Origin of the sequence: Coprothermobacter proteolyticus DSM 5265 (assembly GCF_000020945.1) — a bacterium.
In the GTDB taxonomy this organism is placed as follows: Bacteria; Coprothermobacterota; Coprothermobacteria; order Coprothermobacterales; family Coprothermobacteraceae; genus Coprothermobacter; species Coprothermobacter proteolyticus.
Window position 1 is genome coordinate 948,486 of record NC_011295.1, and the last position, 17,697, is coordinate 966,182.

The 17,697-nt window shown below is 46.9% G+C and carries 15 protein-coding genes and 1 pseudogene; 2 read left to right on the plus strand and 14 right to left on the minus strand.

Annotated features, from left to right (window positions below):
- Positions 1 to 36 precede the first annotated feature (36 nt).
- Positions 37 to 1,359, minus strand: a complete 1,323-nt coding sequence (locus COPRO5265_RS05070; protein ID WP_012544647.1) for an acetyl ornithine aminotransferase family protein — start codon at positions 1,357 to 1,359, stop codon at positions 37 to 39.
- 93 nt (positions 1,360 to 1,452) lie between these two features.
- Here COPRO5265_RS05070 and COPRO5265_RS05075 point away from each other — a divergent pair, with 93 nt between their 5' ends.
- Both COPRO5265_RS05075 and COPRO5265_RS07685 read left to right on the plus strand, forming a co-directional pair.
- A complete protein-coding gene (locus COPRO5265_RS05075; protein WP_012544001.1) occupies positions 1,453 to 2,802 on the plus strand; it encodes a TrkH family potassium uptake protein in 1,350 nt (449 codons plus the stop codon).
- Positions 2,803 to 2,818: 16 nt separating this feature from the next.
- A pseudogene (locus tag COPRO5265_RS07685) lies at positions 2,819 to 3,478 on the plus strand (potassium channel family protein); the annotation flags it as partial.
- A gap of 3 nt (positions 3,479 to 3,481) precedes the next feature.
- On the opposite strand, the gene COPRO5265_RS05085 reads toward COPRO5265_RS07685, so the two are convergent.
- From COPRO5265_RS05085 to COPRO5265_RS05145, 13 genes are all read right to left on the minus strand, one after another.
- Positions 3,482 to 4,669: a nicotinate phosphoribosyltransferase gene (locus COPRO5265_RS05085; RefSeq protein WP_012543790.1), complete on the minus strand. Its 1,188-nt coding sequence runs from the start codon at positions 4,667 to 4,669 to the stop codon at positions 3,482 to 3,484.
- Between the two features lie 21 nt (positions 4,670 to 4,690).
- Positions 4,691 to 5,989: a phosphopyruvate hydratase gene (eno, locus tag COPRO5265_RS05090; protein ID WP_012544256.1), complete on the minus strand. Its 1,299-nt coding sequence runs from the start codon at positions 5,987 to 5,989 to the stop codon at positions 4,691 to 4,693.
- A gap of 32 nt (positions 5,990 to 6,021) precedes the next feature.
- Positions 6,022 to 6,555 carry a 2-oxoacid:acceptor oxidoreductase family protein gene (locus COPRO5265_RS05095; RefSeq protein WP_012544695.1) on the minus strand — a complete coding sequence of 178 codons (534 nt, stop codon included), beginning with the start codon at positions 6,553 to 6,555 and terminating at the stop codon, positions 6,022 to 6,024.
- A gap of 4 nt (positions 6,556 to 6,559) precedes the next feature.
- The gene (locus COPRO5265_RS05100) at positions 6,560 to 7,354 is read right to left on the minus strand and encodes a thiamine pyrophosphate-dependent enzyme (RefSeq protein ID WP_041736133.1); all 795 of its coding nucleotides are present in this window, start codon (positions 7,352 to 7,354) and stop codon (positions 6,560 to 6,562) included.
- Positions 7,355 to 7,400: 46 nt separating this feature from the next.
- Entirely contained in the window at positions 7,401 to 8,525 is a 1,125-nt protein-coding gene (locus COPRO5265_RS05105) for a 2-oxoacid:acceptor oxidoreductase subunit alpha (protein WP_012544763.1), read from the minus strand.
- On the minus strand, positions 8,522 to 8,743 hold the full coding sequence (locus COPRO5265_RS05110; RefSeq protein ID WP_012543923.1) for a 4Fe-4S dicluster domain-containing protein: 222 nt from the start codon (positions 8,741 to 8,743) through the stop codon (positions 8,522 to 8,524). The genes COPRO5265_RS05105 and COPRO5265_RS05110 overlap by 4 nt, the downstream gene beginning before the upstream one ends.
- An 89-nt stretch (positions 8,744 to 8,832) precedes the next feature.
- Positions 8,833 to 9,633 carry a TatD family hydrolase gene (locus COPRO5265_RS05115; RefSeq protein WP_236608190.1) on the minus strand — a complete coding sequence of 267 codons (801 nt, stop codon included), beginning with the start codon at positions 9,631 to 9,633 and terminating at the stop codon, positions 8,833 to 8,835.
- Positions 9,634 to 11,550 carry a methionine--tRNA ligase gene (gene metG / locus COPRO5265_RS05120; RefSeq protein ID WP_012544067.1) on the minus strand — a complete coding sequence of 639 codons (1,917 nt, stop codon included), beginning with the start codon at positions 11,548 to 11,550 and terminating at the stop codon, positions 9,634 to 9,636.
- A 229-nt stretch (positions 11,551 to 11,779) separates the two neighbouring features.
- Positions 11,780 to 13,600 carry a glutamine--fructose-6-phosphate transaminase (isomerizing) gene (gene glmS / locus COPRO5265_RS05125; RefSeq protein WP_012543657.1) on the minus strand — a complete coding sequence of 607 codons (1,821 nt, stop codon included), beginning with the start codon at positions 13,598 to 13,600 and terminating at the stop codon, positions 11,780 to 11,782.
- Between the two features lie 7 nt (positions 13,601 to 13,607).
- Positions 13,608 to 14,954 carry a phosphohexomutase domain-containing protein gene (locus COPRO5265_RS05130; protein ID WP_012543440.1) on the minus strand — a complete coding sequence of 449 codons (1,347 nt, stop codon included), beginning with the start codon at positions 14,952 to 14,954 and terminating at the stop codon, positions 13,608 to 13,610.
- Positions 14,954 to 15,973: a CdaR family protein gene (locus tag COPRO5265_RS05135; protein ID WP_041735736.1), complete on the minus strand. Its 1,020-nt coding sequence runs from the start codon at positions 15,971 to 15,973 to the stop codon at positions 14,954 to 14,956. Before COPRO5265_RS05135 ends, COPRO5265_RS05130 begins: the two co-directional genes overlap by 1 nt.
- Complete coding sequence (gene cdaA / locus COPRO5265_RS05140; protein ID WP_012543585.1) at positions 15,963 to 16,763, minus strand: diadenylate cyclase CdaA; 801 nt, start codon at positions 16,761 to 16,763, stop codon at positions 15,963 to 15,965. Before cdaA ends, COPRO5265_RS05135 begins: the two co-directional genes overlap by 11 nt.
- Positions 16,760 to 17,695, minus strand: coding sequence for a carbamate kinase (locus COPRO5265_RS05145; RefSeq protein ID WP_012544869.1), 936 nt, complete (start codon positions 17,693 to 17,695; stop codon positions 16,760 to 16,762). Before COPRO5265_RS05145 ends, cdaA begins: the two co-directional genes overlap by 4 nt.
- Positions 17,696 to 17,697 lie beyond the last annotated feature (2 nt).

Sequence of the window (17,697 nt, forward strand, 5' to 3'; positions counted from 1 at the left end):
CGCCTCCTAAAAACACATACAGAAACTTTTAGGAAGCTATCCCAGCGCAGCTTTTATTGATTCATCCAAAATTTCAATAGCTATGTCCACATGCTCCTCTTTTAGCGTTAATGGTGGTGCAAAACGGATCGCACTCTTGCCAGCAGCCAAGCACACCAAGCCACGCTTGAACGCTTCCTGAATGACTTTGTTTCTTAATTCATAATTATAGTCCCTCTTAACAGGATCTTTTACAAAATCGATTGCCAGCATGAGCCCAATGCCGCGCACATCGCCAATTACTTCGTATTTCTTCTGAAGTTCACGTAGCTGGTTTATGAAATAATCGCCAATCTTGGCTGCGTTTTCAACTAAACCAGATTTTAGAAGCTTTATGGTTTCAATGGCAGCCACAGCGGCTACCGGGTTGCCTCCGTAGGTGTTGGAGTGAGCTGATTCTTCCCAATCCATGACACTTTCCTTTGCTAAGCATGCACCCATGGGCATGCCAGAAGCGATACCTTTTGCAATGGAAACTATGTCGGGTTCCACACCAAAATGTTCAATGGCAAACATTTTTCCTGTACGGCCCATGCCACTCTGTACTTCGTCAACGATGAGGTAGATCCCATGCTTATCTAGTTCCTGCTTTAATCGGGGGAAGAAATCCTTTGGCGGTACGATGTAACCGCCTTCACCCTGAATGGGTTCTACTAACACAGCTGCTACGTCCTCAGGTGGAGCAACGGTTTCAAACATGCGATTCAAATACCAGATCACAAAATCGGTTACTTTCTCAGGCACTACGCCCTCAGGTGGTCTGTAGGTGTCGGGGAAAGGAATATGAACCACCTGAGGCATCATGGGAGAAAAGTATCTGCGCTGAATCACTTTTGAAGAAGTAAAAGACAAAGATCCCATGGTTCTTCCGTGGAAACCACCTAAGAACCCAATATAAAGTGGCCGCCGCGTTTTGTACCTTGCCAACTTTATGCAAGCTTCCACTGACTCAGTTCCGCTGTTGGTGAAAAACACACGGCCTTGCTCTTTGAAGGGCCTTATGTCATTTAGGGACTCTGCCAAAGTAACTTGTGGTTCATAGTAAAAGTCAGTACCTGCAAAGTGAAGGAATTTTTCCACCTGATTCTTTATGGCTTCCACCACTTGAGGATTTGTGTGGCCAACGTTCGTTACTCCCACACCGCTGGTCATGTCCAGGAACTCATTACCGTCTACATCGTAAATCCATACATCCTGCGTTCGTTCCACTACCAGGGGAACATCTCGGCTTAGTGAAGTGGACATCACCTTCGCGTCGCGCTCGATAATTTCTTTCGCCTTTGGGCCAGGCAGCTCCGTCTTAATTTGTGGTCTATTCATGGGAACACCTCCTTAGTAGTTAATATTATTTTAACACTTTTGCACACTTTGTTCTATAATGTATAGCCGTGAGAATTGCGAGGGTGATAAAACATGGAAGCAGCAATTAAAGCAAGAAGACTCATTGTGAGAAGCTTCGCCGCGGTAATTTTGGTGGGAGCCGTGCTATTGGCTCTGCCCATAACCAGCAGAGGTGGAGGTTTTACCAATTTTGTTGATGCGTTGTTTACTAGTACTTCAGCAGTATGCGTTACAGGGTTAATAGTAAAGGACACATGGGATTATTGGAACTTTGCAGGTCAGTTTATCATCATGTTGCTGATTCAGTTCGGAGGTTTAAGCTATTTGACTATTACCACGTTCACACTGCTTCTTCTCACAGGTGCTCGCATCGGTTTGAGAACCCGTATTACGTTGGCTTCACAGTGGAATGTGAATAGTCTTCAGGGAGTTGTCAAACTGCTAGGCTTTACAGTAAGATTTGCTCTCTTGGTTGAACTCATAGGAGCATTGCTTCTTAGCATAACGTTCATTCCCTATTACTTGAACTCACGAGGTTTGGCAGGTGGAATTTGGGCCTCAGTTTTCGATGCTGTTAGCGCTTTCAACAATGCCGGGTTTGATATACACGGCGGTTTTAAGTCGCTCAGTGAATTTGCTCAAGACCCCGTCGTCAACTTGACCATAATGGGCCTCATCATAGCAGGAGGATTGGGATTTGTAGTCTGGTCTGAAATATTCCAGAAAGTTAGGCAAAAAAAGTTTTATTTTTCATTGCATACACGCATAGTACTTGGCGTTACCTTAGCGCTAATAGTGTTAGGAGCTCTGCTAATCGGTATTTTTGAGTGGAACAACCCCAAAACCTTGGGTCCACTGAGCATCCAAGGGAAAATACTGGCAGCATTCTTTCAAAGTGTGACACCAAGAACAGCTGGTTTTGCAACGATTAACCATGGTTACGCCACCTTACCCACACTGCTTATCACCATGCTGCTCATGTTCATAGGCGGCTCTCCAGGTGGTACTGCAGGCGGTATTAAGACCACAACCTTTTTTAGTGTATTTCAGTACATAAAAGCCGTGTTGACAGGTTCAAGCAGGGTGCATGTGGCTCATCGCACCATCAAATGGTCTATTTTGGATACAGCTAACGCCATATTAATTTTGAACATGACCATTGCCGTAATCAGTATTGTACTTTTGTCCGTCTTCGAACCGGCCTTGCATCTGCATCAGATCGCCTTTGAAGTATTCTCTGCATTGGGAACAGTAGGGCTGACCACGGGCATTACCCCTAACCTTTCTGTGGCTTCGAAAATTGTACTTATCCTGACCATGTTTGTGGGCCGTGTGGGTGTGTTCACCATCCTTACAGGCTACATATTCAGACCAGAGCTACCAAGCTACACTTACCCAGAAGAGGATATAATTGTAGGGTAACAAACAAGGAGGTAATACTGTGGCAAAGAAAAGCGTAGCAGTCTTGGGATTAGGCAGATTCGGTAGTGCCTTCGCAAAAACTGCAGCAGAATTGGGACACGAGGTTATTGGCCTAGACAAAGACGAAACAGTAATCAAGGAACTCTCGCCCTATTTAGTAGTTGCAGCACAGGCAGATCTTTACAAACTCACTAAGGACGACCTTATGTCCCTTGGCATACGCAACGTGGATTTTGCAGTGGTAGCCATTTCCGAGCTAGACCTTTCTGCTCTGCTATCCATGGAACTGTTGGAAGAAGGCATTAAGGTTGTAGCACGGGCAAACACGGAGCTTCAAGCCAGACTGCTAAGAAAGCTGGGCGTGGAGAAAATCATTATGCCTGCAGCCGAAAGCGGTGTGCGAGCCGCTTATCAACTTCTGGAAGGACACATCTACGACGTAATGGGGATTTACACGGATTTGGTCATGGCAGAACTTAAACCGCCCAACAGTTGGATAGGTAAAAAACTAAGCGATTTAAACGTACCCAGTAAATACGGAGTTCTCGTGGTTGGTGTAAAAAGCTCTGAAGACTTTATCTTGGGCAACCGTGACTACGTAGTTAAAAGTTCTGATATACTGCTCATCACTGGCAAAACGCAGGACGTTTATAATTTCTTAAGGCAACAGCGCTAGGCCCTAAGGCCTAGCGCTGTAAATCACTTCCCATTTTGACGGTGACTTAATCTTTTTTACTTCCGAAGGCAACTGCTCAAGCTGAGACAGTACAAACGCTCTTACTTCCTGAGGAGATTTTTCTTCCTTTACCGGTATACCATGATCCAATACTGGTTCAAGCATTTTCTTTCCTTCGCTTATCTGGGAATCCCACAGTGAAACCACATCATGACACGCACTGCGCCAAACATTTTTATGACCAGGTGTGTTTGAAAACTTGGCTTTGGGTTCACCATCGACCTCCACAATTTTGAGGGCAAAATCGAACACCGGCGCGTTTACGATTTTCGTGCCCACGCCAAACCCCTCAACCATGGGTGCGTAGGCAGGAATCTCGTACTCGTCAATGCCACCACTAATCCAGAAGTTTACATTGCGAAGACCCATACGATCCAGTTCCCATCTTATGCTGGAAAGAATGTAAGCTAAATCCTTTGTGTCAAGACGTATACCCTCCAGCTTGGGACCGAGTATTCTTGCAGCCTCCATGGTTTCGTTGAAGGGAGCCCCCGTGGTATCCACCAGCATGATTCGAGGAACTGATGGATCCAAGTACTTGTCGTAGTATTCAAAGGCCGTCCCAGGGTCTCCTCCCAGAGCCAAGACCAAAGCGTGAGGCATAGTGCCTGCAGCTGGAATACCCAACCTACGAGCACCGGCCGTATTACTCACACCATCCATACCACCTATGTAGGCGCTGTACTCAATGGCTGGTGCCACCACAGGATGCATACGGCGAGTGCCAAAGCTGAGCATTTTCTTATCCCAAGCCGCCACTCTGCACCGCGCCGCCTTAGTAGCAACACCTGACATGAAAGCCACAAAGCCAATAATCGCCGTTTCCAGCTTGCCGAAACTTAGGTAAGGACCTTTTATATTCATTACCGGTTCACCGGGGAAGAAAAGACTACCTTCTTCCATGGCCTCCACGGTTACGGGTAAGCCTTCTAGAAGCTTCAGTACCTCGTAAGTGCCTGCCAGCACGCCAAACCCGTAATCTGGCGAAGGAAATTGTTTTACATGAAGCTCCATGACAACTTCTGGGTTCTTACCTGCTTTGGAGAGAATCTCTTCTGTTCGTTCAAAATAAGCATCTGTGACGCTTCCGCTGAGAATCTCGCTGGCAGAAGCTACGAGGAATTTTTTCATCGCAAATCACTCACCTCAAACTCAACGTTTTACTGCTTTCCACCACGGGAATACTTTGCCGAAGTAAACAGCACTGTCACCTAAGTATTCCTGGATTCGAAGCAATTCATTGTATTTGGCAACGCGTTCTGATCTGGCTGGCGCACCAGTTTTAATAAAACCAGCGTTGGTGGCAACTGCCAGATGAGAAATGGTAGTATCCTCTGTTTCACCTGAGCGGTGTGAAATGATGCAGCGGTAACCTACTAGGTGTGCTGTGCGAATAACATCCAGCGTTTCAGTCAGAGTGCCGATTTGGTTCAGTTTAATAAGAATGGCGTTAGCTATACCATCTTCTACACCCTTGGTGAATATTGCTGGGTTGGTGACAAACACGTCATCACCCACTAACAAGACTTTACTGCCCAAGCTCTGTGTGATCAGCTTCCAGCCTTCTTTATCTTGCTCAGCCATACCGTCTTCTATGGAGATAATGGGGTACTGAGAAACCATTTCCTCATACACAGCTAGCATGTCTTTGGAGGAAAGCTGTTTGCCTTCGTACTTATAACTGGTGCCATCGTAAAATTCTGATGCTGCGGCGTCGAGGGCCAAGAAAACCTGTTTACCTGGTTCATATCCAGCCGTTTGTATGGCTTCCACCAAAACTTGTAAAGCTGCCTTGTGATTGGGTAAAGTGGGAGCAAAACCTCCCTCATCGCCAACGGCAATTCTGTAACCTTGTTTCTTGAGCACACTCTTAAGAACCTGATAGACCTCGGCACCCGCTCTAAGAGCATCGCTGTAATTGTCAAAACCAGCAGGTACGATCATGAACTCTTGGAAATCCAAACCGCTATCAGCATGTACGCCGCCATTTATAACATTCATGAGTGGAATAGGTAACACCTTACCTTGAACACCGCCAAGGTAGGCAAACAAGGGTAAACCAAGCGACTTTGCAGCGGCATGGGCTACTGCCAAAGAAACTGCTAAAATGGCGTTAGCCCCCAACTTGGATTTGTTCTCCGTTCCATCAGCTTCAATCATGGCCATGTCAATGCCAGCTTGATCGTAAGCATCCATACCAATAACTACTTCTGCCAGTGCCTCATTTATGTTGGCAACGGCCTTGTCCACGCCCTTGCCCCCAAACTCCTTGCCGTTGTCCCGCAGTTCCAGAGCTTCTCTAGTTCCAGTAGAAGCGCCAGAAGGCACAGCTGCCGTGCCCATGCTACCGTCTTCCAGCAGCACAGTAGCTTCCACAGTTGGATTGCCTCTAGAATCAAGAACCATACGTCCCTTCACATCAATGATAACCGGGCTTTCAGCATACTCCATATTCAACCGCCTCCTAAAAAATCCACAGTAAATTAAAATTCACTTGCTTCCAGCCCAATTTTAACGGCAGCCATGTTCAACTTGAATAAATCTCCTTTAAATCGTTCTTTTAACGCCATTTCTACTTCTTCGAGGCTGATGTCGCCAAGGGTCTTTAAGCAATATCCCAATGCTACCATGTTCATTACACGAGCACTGTGAAGCTCTTCTCTGGCCCATCGTTCAAAGGGCACATAAACCACTTTGAAACCGAGACTTTCCACGCCCTTATCTCTGAGGCTTTCATCAGCAAGAATGACAGTGTGGCCATTCATCTTGGACTTAGCACCGGGCAAAGCATCAGATGAGAAAGCAACCACCACATCCGCTTTACGCACCTTGGGGTAATAAATTTCCGTATCGCTCATAACCACTTCAGCACGTGCCAAACCGCCTCTTTGTGCTGCGTCATAAACCACTGTTTGCACAACATTCCAATTCTTCAGCGCATATGCCTCAGCCAGGAGGGCGCCCATGAGGACTACCCCTTGACCTCCAGATCCAACTATGTAAACTTCTCGTCTCATGGCATTATTCCTCCCAAAGTTGTCGGTAGCTTTTGCTCAGCTCCGGCGTCTCTTTATCATCTCTGAATACACCGACGGGTATTTTCCCTTCCTTTTCTTCGTAGGGGCTCTTTGCCATGAATGTGTTGGACTTGAACCATTCCAACATCTGCACAGCATCTGGCATACCATTAAAACGCCCAAAATACGTTGGGCATTGAGAAAGAACCTCTAACACGCTAAATCCATCGTGCTCCAAGGCCCTCCTGATAAGTTGGCCCAAATAGACAGGGTTCGCTGTATGCGCCCTGGCAACAAAGGTGGCTCCAGCTCCCAGTGCTAACTTGCTTACGTCCATGGCTGGTTCCACGTTTCCGTAAGGAGTAGTACTCGATTTAGCTCCTGAGGGTGTGGTAGGCGATACTTGACCACCTGTCATTCCGTAAATGCGATTGTTAACCACAATGGCAGTTATACCAATATTACGCTTTGCCGCATGAATGAAGTGGTTTCCACCAATGCCCACACCGTCTCCGTCGCCCAGCATGGCAACCACGTGCATGTCAGGCCGAGCCATCTTTATACCTGTGGCGGTGGGTAATGCCCTGCCGTGTATGGTATGCAGTGTTTGTGCATTCACATAACCTGAAGCCCTGCCAGTGCAACCAATACCGGTTACAAAGACCACTTCGTCATTACGCCACCCCAGTTTTGTAAACTGCTCAATGACTTGCCTTAGAATGGTTCCGATGCCGCAACCGGGGCACCAAATGTGGGGCAAATACTGTTTTCTTAGCCACTTCTCAGGAGCCTCAGACATGGGCACCAAGTTTATTCCGTTATCAGCATTATGGTTGCTGCCGAGATTATCCATGGAGAATCGCCTCCTCGATTAGCTCAGGCGGGATAAGATCGCCATTTACCACGTTCACACCCAAAACAGGGACATCAAAACCTTTCAATGTCCACTCCACTAAAAGCCTGAGCTGGCCGTAGTTTATCTCCGGTATGACGATTTTCTTCGGTTTGACATGGTTAACAATGTCCCTGAGCTCCTCCTTGAAGAAGGGCCACATGGTAAAGGGACGAATTAATCCAACTTTGTGTCCTTGGCTACGAAGCTCCGCTACGACACCTTTTGCCACTCTACCCATGGAAGCAAAACTGATTACCAGTGTTTCTGCGCCATCAAGCTCATATGTTTCGTATTCGATGAGCTCCTTGCGATGTCTTTCAACCTTGGTATTTAACCTGTCCAGCAACGCTTTTACTTTGTCTGGCTTAATAGTGGGAAAACCATCTTCACCATGAGCTGAGCCAGTAACGTGCCACAAATAACCCTGTCCCAAAGGTGGCAATGGCACAGCGTCTCCGTTCACGGTAGCGTAGGGCAAATACTTTTCAGGAGGTACCTCAGGTACTGTCCTCACGGGAATCTTTATGGGCTCTGGAAATTCCACGTTCTCTCTCATGTGACCTACTACTTCGTCAGCCAAAACAATGGCTGGCATGCGAAGTTTCTCAGCCCAGTACAGCGCTTTTTGCGTGTAAATGTAAAACTCCCGAACATTACCTGGAGAAAACACTACCACGGGATGGTCCCCATGAGTTCCCCAAATAGCTTGCATTAGATCTCCTTCACCAATCTGGGTAGCCAAACCCGTGGAAGGACCAGCACGCATGACATTAACAATGGTTATGGGAATCTCAGCCATGGCAGCGTACCCGATGGCTTCCTGCATGAGAGAAAACCCCGGCCCGCTGGTAGCAGTCATTGCAGGATAGCCAGCATAGGAAGCGCCGATTACTGCCATAATACTGCCTATTTCATCTTCCATCTGCAAATAGATCCCCTGATGTTTGGGCAACAGCTCCGAAAGTGTTTCTGCTATTTCAGAAGATGGTGTAATGGGGTATCCTGCATAGAATTTAAGCCCTGCATCAATGGCACCCATGGCGCACGCCACGTCGCCCATGACTATTCTGCTCAAGCTTGAACACCTTCTTTCTTGAAGACCGTTATTGCAAAATCAGGACAAATGTTAAAACACTGGGTGCACCCGATGCAATCCTCTTCTCTGACGGGGACACTCTTCCCATCGGGAGCTCTTAGCTCGAATACCTTTTTTGGGCACACCATGACACACAGCCCACAGGATTTACACAACCTGGTATCCACAAACACAGAAAAATTCGCCAAAAAAGTCACCTCCTCATTCGCCACCGCACGGTAGCGAATGCCATTATGGTAATCTTCTCACATTTAATATAACATTAACAATGCCTTTACTCAACCGTTTAAGAAAAAGTCAAGGAAATACCAAAAACGTGAGCGAAGTTTCTGCATATAACTTGGCAAAGCTCATCCATGGGCATGTCAGTAACTTCAACCGCCTTTTTGTAGACTTCCTTCACGTAAGTGGGATCGTTGCGTTTACCCCTGATAACTTGCGGCGGCAGATAAGGACTGTCAGTTTCTAAAAGGAGGTGATCCAAAGGCACCATCTTTAGAGCCGAGCGAAGTGAGTCTGCTTTAGGGTAAGTTATATTGCCTGCGAAGGAAATAAAGAAGTCTTTTTTTAGAGCCTCTAAAGCTTCATTGGGTCCATGCGAGAAACAATGGAGCACTACGGGCACAGGTATGGAACCGTATTTGTTCAAAACCTCCATAACATAAGGAAATGCTTCTCTTTCATGAATAACTATGGGCTTCCCAAAGTAAAGAGCTATTTCAACTTGCCGACGAAACCACACAAGTTGATCTTCAAGCGCAGTTTCAGATCTAACCGTGTCGAGTCCAATCTCACCAACGGCGTTTGCTTCTTGGTACATATTCTCATATTGCTTAAGAACATCCAGGGAACCAGTAGCGTTATGGGGATGAACCCCGACCGCTACCGGTTCCTGAGGATGCCTTAGCTGAAGGGCTTTCTGTGAAGATTCAATATCATAACCCACCCACGCGAAACTTAACAGTTCTCCTCTGACCTTTTCAAGCACATCCTCCCTATCGTCGTCGTAGGCTGGATCCTGCAAATGGGCATGTGAGTCAATGTAATAGCTGCATGAGTGTTGGTCTGACATATTATTATCGCTCATCTATTTTATTTTAGTCCCGGGTTCAGGCTGCCCATCCACGCTGAGCAGGTTGGGTAATCCATCTTCCCCTGTGGCTGCCAGAAGCATACCGTGGGACAAAACACCCATAAGCTTCCTTGGCTGAAGATTTGCCACAACCACAATCCGTTTTCCCACCAAGTCCTCAGGTTCGTACTTGAGACCTATGCCAGCCACAATGGTGCGTTTTCCTAAAGAACCTAAATCCACCGAAAGTTTTATGAGTTTATCGCTCTTAGGTACCCGCTCTGCAGCTTCCACCAAGCCGATGCGCAGGTCCAGCTTACTAAATGTGTCATAGTCCACCACTGGTTTTCCTTCATCCACTTCAGGGGACGCACTTTCTTTGGTTTGTTCATTGTTTGCGCCGGCCTTACCGCCTTGCTTATCTTTATCCTCCTTGAATCTGGGAAACAGCGGTGGCTGCGTTAGGTCTGGCTTAAAACCGCTGACTTTACCAAAGGTTAGAGAAAGTTGCGTTTGCAAGGTAGCTGCCACTCGCTGGGCAGCGGAAGGCATAGCTGGACTGAGCATGGTGGTAGCAACACGATAAGCCTCTAGTTCACTGTACAGAAACTCCGCTAAATCATCTCCGCTAAGGGTCCATGGTTTTTCTTTGTCCTGAAAATCGTTGAGGAACTTAATAAGATCCAGGGCACTGCTTAACGCACCTTGGACGTCTTCCTTTTCGTAAGCAGCATGGTACTTTTGAAGCTGCTCCTCTACCACGGCTGCTACTCGACTGTAACGCTGCCCCGTAACCTTTGGCGCCGTATCAATGCCTTTTTTCTTCATGAAGCCCAGTACGCGGTGAAGTAGATTACCGTAGTCGTTTGCCAAATCTGCATTGTAGGTCCCCCAAAGAGCTTCCAGAGAAAGGTCAGCGTCATCTCTTTGAGGTCCTGCAGCTAACATGAAGTAGCGGAGAGCATCTACTGCAATGTCCTCAGTCAAGCCCACAGAGTTTTCTATGTGGGAAACTAAGTCCTGTGGACTGAATATGTTACCAACGCTTTTTGACATCTTTTGCCCAGAAACCAACCACCAACCATGGGCAACTACGCGCTTTGGAACTGGCAGTTCCAGGCTCATGAGCATGGCAGGCCACAATGCTGCATGATGCCTGAGAATGTCTTTACCAATGAGATGTACACCGGGCCAAAACTCCATCTTCTCGCCTGAGTCAGTGTATCCCAGAGCAGAAATGTAGTTGATAAGAGCATCGTACCAAACATACACCGTGTGCTTCGTGTCAAAAGGCACAGGAATACCCCAGGGCACACTGGTTCTGCTAACGGATATGTCCTTTAGTCCCCTTTCCACAAAGGATTTGATCTCATTCAATCTGGTGGCAGGAACCACAAAATCTGGGTTAGTTCTATAAAGCTCCAGCAACGGGTCTTGGTACTTGCTCCACTTAAAGAAGTACGACTCTTCAGATACGAATTCCACAGGTGTTTTGTGGATGGGACAATTTCCATTTTCTAATTCATTCTCGCCGTAATACGTCTCACATTTGGGACAGTACCAACCCTGGTAAGTGCCTAAGTAAATGTCTCCTTTTTCATACATGATTTCAATGACTCGTTGGACTACTTTTTCATGACGTGGCTCCGTGGTACGTATAAAATCGTCGTTGGAGATGCGCATGAATCTCCAAGCATCTTTGAATTTCTGTGCCATTTGATCCACGAATTCTTGTGGGTTTATACCTTTTTCATTGGCAACCTTGAGAATGTTTTGACCGTGCTCATCGGTGCCCGTAAGAAAAAACGTACGATCACCTATGAGCCTGTGATACCGAGCCAAGGCATCGGCATAGACTGTGGTATAGGCACTCCCTGCATGAGGTTCAGCATTCACATAGTAAATAGGTGTGGTAACGTAATAAAGTCCCATTTTGCTCGCCTCCTATTGTATATTGTTGACCATTTGCACAAAAAAATTGATCTTCGCACACATATCATACACATATATGTATATGTGGAAAGGCCCACACACGCGCGTACAAAAAAACACATTATGTTGTCTGTTATGTGCGTTCTTGTTTTCGCATTTTTAATTCTTCTATTATTCTCCTGCATAATACGTATGAACCATCCTCGCACAAGAAAGAACAATCACACTCCTACTCAACTGTTACAGACTTTGCTAAGTTTCTTGGTTTATCCACATCAGTGCCCCTTAGGACGGCATTGTAGTAAGCAAACAACTGAAGCACAGGAATGCCAACAAGTGGTGCAAGCAAGGGCAATGTATCAGGAACGAAAAACGACCATCGACCAATGTCTTCGAGCCTCTTCCTGTCCCGCTCGAAACCGAGCACGAAAACATCCCCTTGCCGAGCTTTTACTTCGGACACATTACTAAGCGTCTTTTCAAGTACATCTTCCTGCATCAAAATTGCCAATGTTGGGGTGTCAGCTGTAACCAATGCCAACGGCCCATGTTTTAACTCACCTGCAGGAAATGCTTCGCTGTGTATGTAAGAGATTTCTTTCAGCTTCAATGACCCCTCCAGGGCAAGCATGTAGTCCAGCTGTCTTCCAATGAAGAAGATGTCGTTAGCTTTATAGGTGTCCTGTGCAATTCTTCTTACGCTTTCAGCGTTGCTGAGTACTTGCTTAACCTTTTCTGGTATACTCCAAAGGTCTTCTAAAATATTTTGTTCTTCCTCCTGTGTCAGTAGCCCTTTGAGCTTCGCCATGTACAGGGCAAACAAATAAAGAACTACCAGCTGCGTGCTGTAAGCCTTTGTGGAAGCCACAGCAATTTCTGGCCCAGCTTGTGTTAAGAGCGATGCATCTGCTTCCCTGTAAACGGAGCTACCAACCACATTTACCACGGCTATGACAGGAATGCCATCTGCTTTCATCATTCTCAAAGCCTGAAGAGTATCAGCTGTCTCACCTGACTGACTGATAACTAACCCCACGGAGTTTTCACGCCAATGGTGTTTTGCGTACCTGAATTCGCTTGCCACTTCAATCTCCACATCCAAACCAGCCACGTGCCTAAGCAAATAGGCACCTACCATGCCTGCGTGATAGGCAGTCCCACAAGCTGTGATGTAGATGCGCTCCGCGTTCTTGAGTTCTTCTTGAAGCGCTTCTAGTTCATCGAGCCTGACTCTGCCGCGATCCACACGCCCCAACAGGGTGCTCCTTATGGCTTCATCTTGTTCCATGATTTCTTTTATCATGAAGTGGTCATAGCCACCTTTTTCTGCCTGCTTCTCGTCCCAGTCCACCTTGGTTATCTTGATTGGAATGGCATTGCCTTCAAAGTCGTAAAGCTCCACATGCTCCGCACGAATGTCTGCAATTTGTCCATTTTCCATTATTACAAACTCACGTGTGTGTGATAGCAAAGCCGGTATGTCAGAAGCTAAAAAGTTCTCCCCACGACCCAAACCCAGCACCAGTGGAGAATCCTGCCTAACAGCTAAAATCCTGTCTTCTTTTTGACTGATGATGGCCAGAGCAAAAGCACCTTTTAGTAGCGGTAAAATCTTTAGCAACGTAGTAAACAGATCACCCTGGTAGAACTCCTCCAGCAGGTGTGCCACTACTTCCGTGTCAGTTTCAGAAGTAAACTTGTGTCCCCTTTCAGCTAAGTATGCTTTGAGTTCTCTGTAGTTCTCGATAATGCCATTGTGCACCACGGCAATGGTCCCAGTACAATCAGTATGTGGGTGAGCATTCTCGTCTTTTGGTGCACCATGGGTTGCCCATCGAGTGTGCGCTATGCCCATGTTAGAACTGGGAACAGAAGGAAAATCCTTCTCTAACTCCGATATGCGTCCTTTTTTCTTTGCAATGAAAATGCCTTCATCAGTTTTTAGCGCCACACCACTGCTGTCATAACCTCGGTATTCCAGCTTCTTCAGTGATTCGATGACTACGTCATAGGCGTTCTTTTGCCCCACGTAACCCACTATGCCGCACATGCCCTAATCACCCTTTGAAAATACGTTCCACAAGTGGCACAATGGCTTCCAGAGCTTGTGATACTTGCTCCTCTTCACCTTCAATGGTGATTCTTAGAAGTGGCTCAGTGCCTGAAGGCCGAAGCACAATCCTCATGCCTTGTCCACTGTAGTCTTCAACCAACTGCCGTAGTTCAGGCAGCTGTGCAATGTCGAAGCTGGAACCATTGAGCCGCTTTCCCAAGGGCACGTTAACAGTTTTTTGTGTCTTCTTGTTCACGTCTTTTAGCAGTTCCTCAGGTGACTGGCCCGTTTGATTCAAAATACTCAAAACCGTTGCCATTATGCCAATTCCGTCTCCAGTTAGATTAACAGGGGTGTAAATGACATGACCAGAAGGTTCACCACCCAACATAGCACCATTCTCACGCATGGAGTCGGAAACGTATTTGTCTCCCACATTGGTTCTGACAAGCTCTCCGCCCATCTTCTTGAGGAATTCCTCAAAACCGCTGTTTGTCATGAGCGTACCAACAACCAGCTTTGGATCCCAAAGCCGTCTTTGGGAGAGGTATTTAACAATGATCGCCATAAGATCATCACCATCAAGGACTCGGCCACTACTGGTTACAGCCATGACCCTATCACCGTCGCCGTCAAAAGCAAAACCGAGAGGCACACCCATGGTTTTTACAACTTCCTTAAGGGGCTCCAAATTTGTAGCACCACAACCATGGTTAATCCAGTAGCCATCAGGCGTTGCAAAGAGCGTATGAACCCGTGCTCCAGCTTTTTGTAAAACATAGGGGGCAGCTGCGTACGTAGCACCATGAGCCACGTCCACTACCAAAGGTACTTGATCCAACATCAGATGCGTTTTTTCCAGAATTTCGTCACCATAAAGCTGGGTGCTATTAGAGACATAATGAAGTTGGCCAATGTGGTCCCAGGATACGGGCTTGTGGTCGCTTTCCATGAGCTGTTCCAGTAATTCCTCTTCCGCCTCCTGCATTTTCAACCCCACACTGTTTAGTACCTTAAGCCCATTGTCTTCCATGGGATTATGAGACGCTGAGACCATGACGGAGGCGTCAGCTCCGAATCGGCGCGTTAACATGGACAAACCAGGTGTGGGCAGTACACCAAAATAAAGCACATCTGCCCCATATGACATTAACCCGGAGCTTAAAGCAGTAAAAAGCATGTTGCTAGATGTTCGCGTATCTTGTGCCACTCCAACCAGTGGCCTGCTTCTCTTTATCGATCCTTCCCTTAGTAAAATCGCAATGGCTTTCCCCAACTTGTAAGCCAGCTCGGGGGTCATCTCCTTATTGGAGCGACCGCGAATCCCGTCCGTTCCAAACAAATTAGGCATTAGTAGTTGCCTCCTTTTCCTAAGAATACGCATGTCGAAGGGTAGTCCACACCAGTGGCAGTTACAACAATGTCAGAAGCCGTCAACTGCACAGACTCCGGACATAGGAATCTGTAGACACTGCCTTCCAATATGAATTCGCTTGCCACCATGCGCTCAGCAGAGTAAGACACGGTTACCCACTGGTCCTCAGTTTCCAGCAATTCAACACCTTCAGGTAACTGAAGAGAAGCCTTAGCTGAGCTACTCCCAGCCCCTACCGTCACGCGTGAAGTCTTAATAAAAGCTACAGACTCAAGAGCACTGGCCGTACCCTGCACAGTGACTACCCGAGGTCTCACAGAATAACTCTTAAGAAAGACGTTTGGCGGCACGTCAAACTGCGGAAGTACAGCAACCTGCATGGTTACAATGTCCTTTGCTTGCTGAATCGTAACAGTGAGTAAGTCAGGACTAATCTTAACGTTCTCCACTAAATTACCTGATTTGTCCACTGCAATAGCCTTTAACTGCATCACTTCTGCACCTGAAACAGGGCTCTCTGTCTTTATGTCAGCGACCTTTGCCACAGCGGTTTCAGGTCCTGTGACAATGACTTGTCCTGGCTCCACTTTCATATTGAGTAAGTTCACTGGCATGAGCTTGCTAACAATGGGCTCCACGTGAACCTTTACTTTGCTCGGATTTATGGAAATCAGCCTACCAGATGTGGGAGCAAAGGTCTGCAGAGTTAACTCTTGATCGCCCCACTTTGCTTGATCCAGACGCACAAATACCACTGGTGGTTCTTTATCACCTATGAGTGGCACTTCGTAAGTAACTTCCACAACCGCTGGCGTGACCTCGTAGTACCAGTTTGCCTGACCATTGACCTGCAGAACTTCTACTTGTTCGCTTACACGTACAGGCAGGCTCCCTGCAGCCACTGAAGACCACAGGCCCAAAGCGATAAGAAAAGACAGTAGCAGCAGTTTAGTCTTATCAGAAAACTCGAATTTTTTCTTGCTATTATTTTTCATGGTTCCCACCAGGAGATATAAAAGATTCTAATATAAAAGGCAGGTCTTTTAGCTCCACATACCTGGTTAGGTGACCTTTATAGGCAAAGCTGATGATACCAGTTTCTTCAGAAACCACTAATGCCACTGCATCGGTTTCTTCACTGATGCCAATCGCCGCTCTGTGCCGTGTTCCAATGCGGTCATCTCGCCTATCAGCCAACGGAAGTATGACCCGTGCGGCCACAATGCGGTCTTCCTTAATGATTACGGCGCCATCATGGAGAGGACTCCTAGTATTAAATATGGACAAGAGTAAGTCTGCAGAAACCTGAGCGTTTAACATAGTTCCTGATTGTTGTATGAGATCCTTTAGACCCACTTTACCTTCAAACACAATTAGAGCACCGGTACGGTTAGCCGACAAAAGTTCCACAGCTCTGACTACTTCATTAATGACACGCTTGATATCGTACTCAGGAACCGCTTTAAAAAGGTTCTTAAAAGGATCCAAACTGAACTCCTCCAAGGCTCGCCGAAGTTCTGGCTGAAAAATGACAGGTATGGCAAAGATCATCATGGTGGCGACGTTGTTGAAAAGCCATGTTGTAAGCTGCAATGAAGAAAACAATTTACCCAGCCAACTGAGTACAGCTAAACTAGCTAATATGATTAGCAACCCTCGTGCCAAATGATAGCCCCGTGTCCCGTAAATACTGGACAACAGCCAATACAACAATGCCGTCACCAACGCCACATCGATGACGGCACCAAGAATTGTTCCCACACTTGGCAAGAAATTACTTATCATCGATAAACTATTGTACCAGCTACACCCCTTACTACTGCCTCCGCTTCTTCCAAAGACCCAATTGCAACCTGGCCATCAACGTTTTCCAAGTACTTGATGGCAGCCAAAATCTTGGGACCCATAGACCCAGCAGGGAAGTGCCCCTGGTCATAGAGCTCTTTTAAGTAATCCAGCTTCGCCCTTTCTAAAGGCTGCTGGTGATCACTTTTGTAGTTGATGTAGACCTTGTCTACCTGAGTCAATATGACAAAAAGCTCTGCTTTTAGCTCTACTGCCAATAAGGAAGACGCTAAATCCTTATCAATGACAGCTTCCACTCCGCGCAAAGCTCCGTCATGCTCCACAACAGGAATACCACCGCCACCCACGGTGATAGGCACAATGCTTTCCTCCATTAATGCCCTAATGGAGGAAAGCTCAACAATTCTACGCGGCATGGGAGATGGCACGACACGCCTGTACCCTCTGCCTTTGTCCTCTTTGAAAACCCAGCCTTTTTCAGCTTGAATTTGCATCGCAGTCTCGTAGTCGTATGTGGGCCCTACAAACTTGCTTGGGTTATTGAAGGCTGGATCATCCTCATCCACTACTACTTGCGTTACCAAAGAAACAAAGCTTCGTTTTTCTTTTGCCAGCGCTACGACGTTATGAAAAGCATTTTGAAGCACGTACCCAATATAACCCTCTGTAGTTGCATCCAACACATCTAAGGGGAAAGGAGTGACCACGTCCTTTGCCCTGTCATGGCGCAGAAGTTCTGTACCCACTTGTGGCCCGTTACCATGGGTTATGGCTAAACTGATACTCTTATCAGTGACTAGTCGCAAAAGCTGAGCAGCAGTACGCTCAGCGGCATACTGCTGCCCCTCTATGCCATCGGGCCCGTCTGGAAGCTGGAGAGCGTTTCCGCCCAAGGCAAGAACTACTTTCATGA

Excerpts from the sequence above, each read along its gene's own strand:
- COPRO5265_RS05070 (WP_012544647.1), bottom strand. The coding sequence starts at position 1,359 with ATGAATAGACCACAAATTAAGACGGAGCTGCCTGGCCCAAAGGCGAAA.
- COPRO5265_RS05075 (WP_012544001.1), top strand. The coding sequence starts at position 1,453 with ATGGAAGCAGCAATTAAAGCAAGAAGACTCATTGTGAGAAGCTTCGCC.
- COPRO5265_RS05085 (WP_012543790.1), bottom strand. The coding sequence starts at position 4,669 with ATGAAAAAATTCCTCGTAGCTTCTGCCAGCGAGATTCTCAGCGGAAGC.
- eno (WP_012544256.1), bottom strand. The coding sequence starts at position 5,989 with ATGGAGTATGCTGAAAGCCCGGTTATCATTGATGTGAAGGGACGTATG.
- COPRO5265_RS05095 (WP_012544695.1), bottom strand. The coding sequence starts at position 6,555 with ATGAGACGAGAAGTTTACATAGTTGGATCTGGAGGTCAAGGGGTAGTC.
- COPRO5265_RS05100 (WP_041736133.1), bottom strand. The coding sequence starts at position 7,354 with ATGTCTGAGGCTCCTGAGAAGTGGCTAAGAAAACAGTATTTGCCCCAC.
- COPRO5265_RS05115 (WP_236608190.1), bottom strand. The coding sequence starts at position 9,633 with ATGAGCGATAATAATATGTCAGACCAACACTCATGCAGCTATTACATT.
- metG (WP_012544067.1), bottom strand. The coding sequence starts at position 11,550 with ATGGGACTTTATTACGTTACCACACCTATTTACTATGTGAATGCTGAA.
- glmS (WP_012543657.1), bottom strand. The coding sequence starts at position 13,600 with ATGTGCGGCATAGTGGGTTACGTGGGGCAAAAGAACGCCTATGACGTA.
- COPRO5265_RS05130 (WP_012543440.1), bottom strand. The coding sequence starts at position 14,954 with ATGCCTAATTTGTTTGGAACGGACGGGATTCGCGGTCGCTCCAATAAG.
- COPRO5265_RS05135 (WP_041735736.1), bottom strand. The coding sequence starts at position 15,973 with ATGAAAAATAATAGCAAGAAAAAATTCGAGTTTTCTGATAAGACTAAA.
- cdaA (WP_012543585.1), bottom strand. The coding sequence starts at position 16,763 with ATGATAAGTAATTTCTTGCCAAGTGTGGGAACAATTCTTGGTGCCGTC.
- COPRO5265_RS05145 (WP_012544869.1), bottom strand. The coding sequence starts at position 17,695 with ATGAAAGTAGTTCTTGCCTTGGGCGGAAACGCTCTCCAGCTTCCAGAC.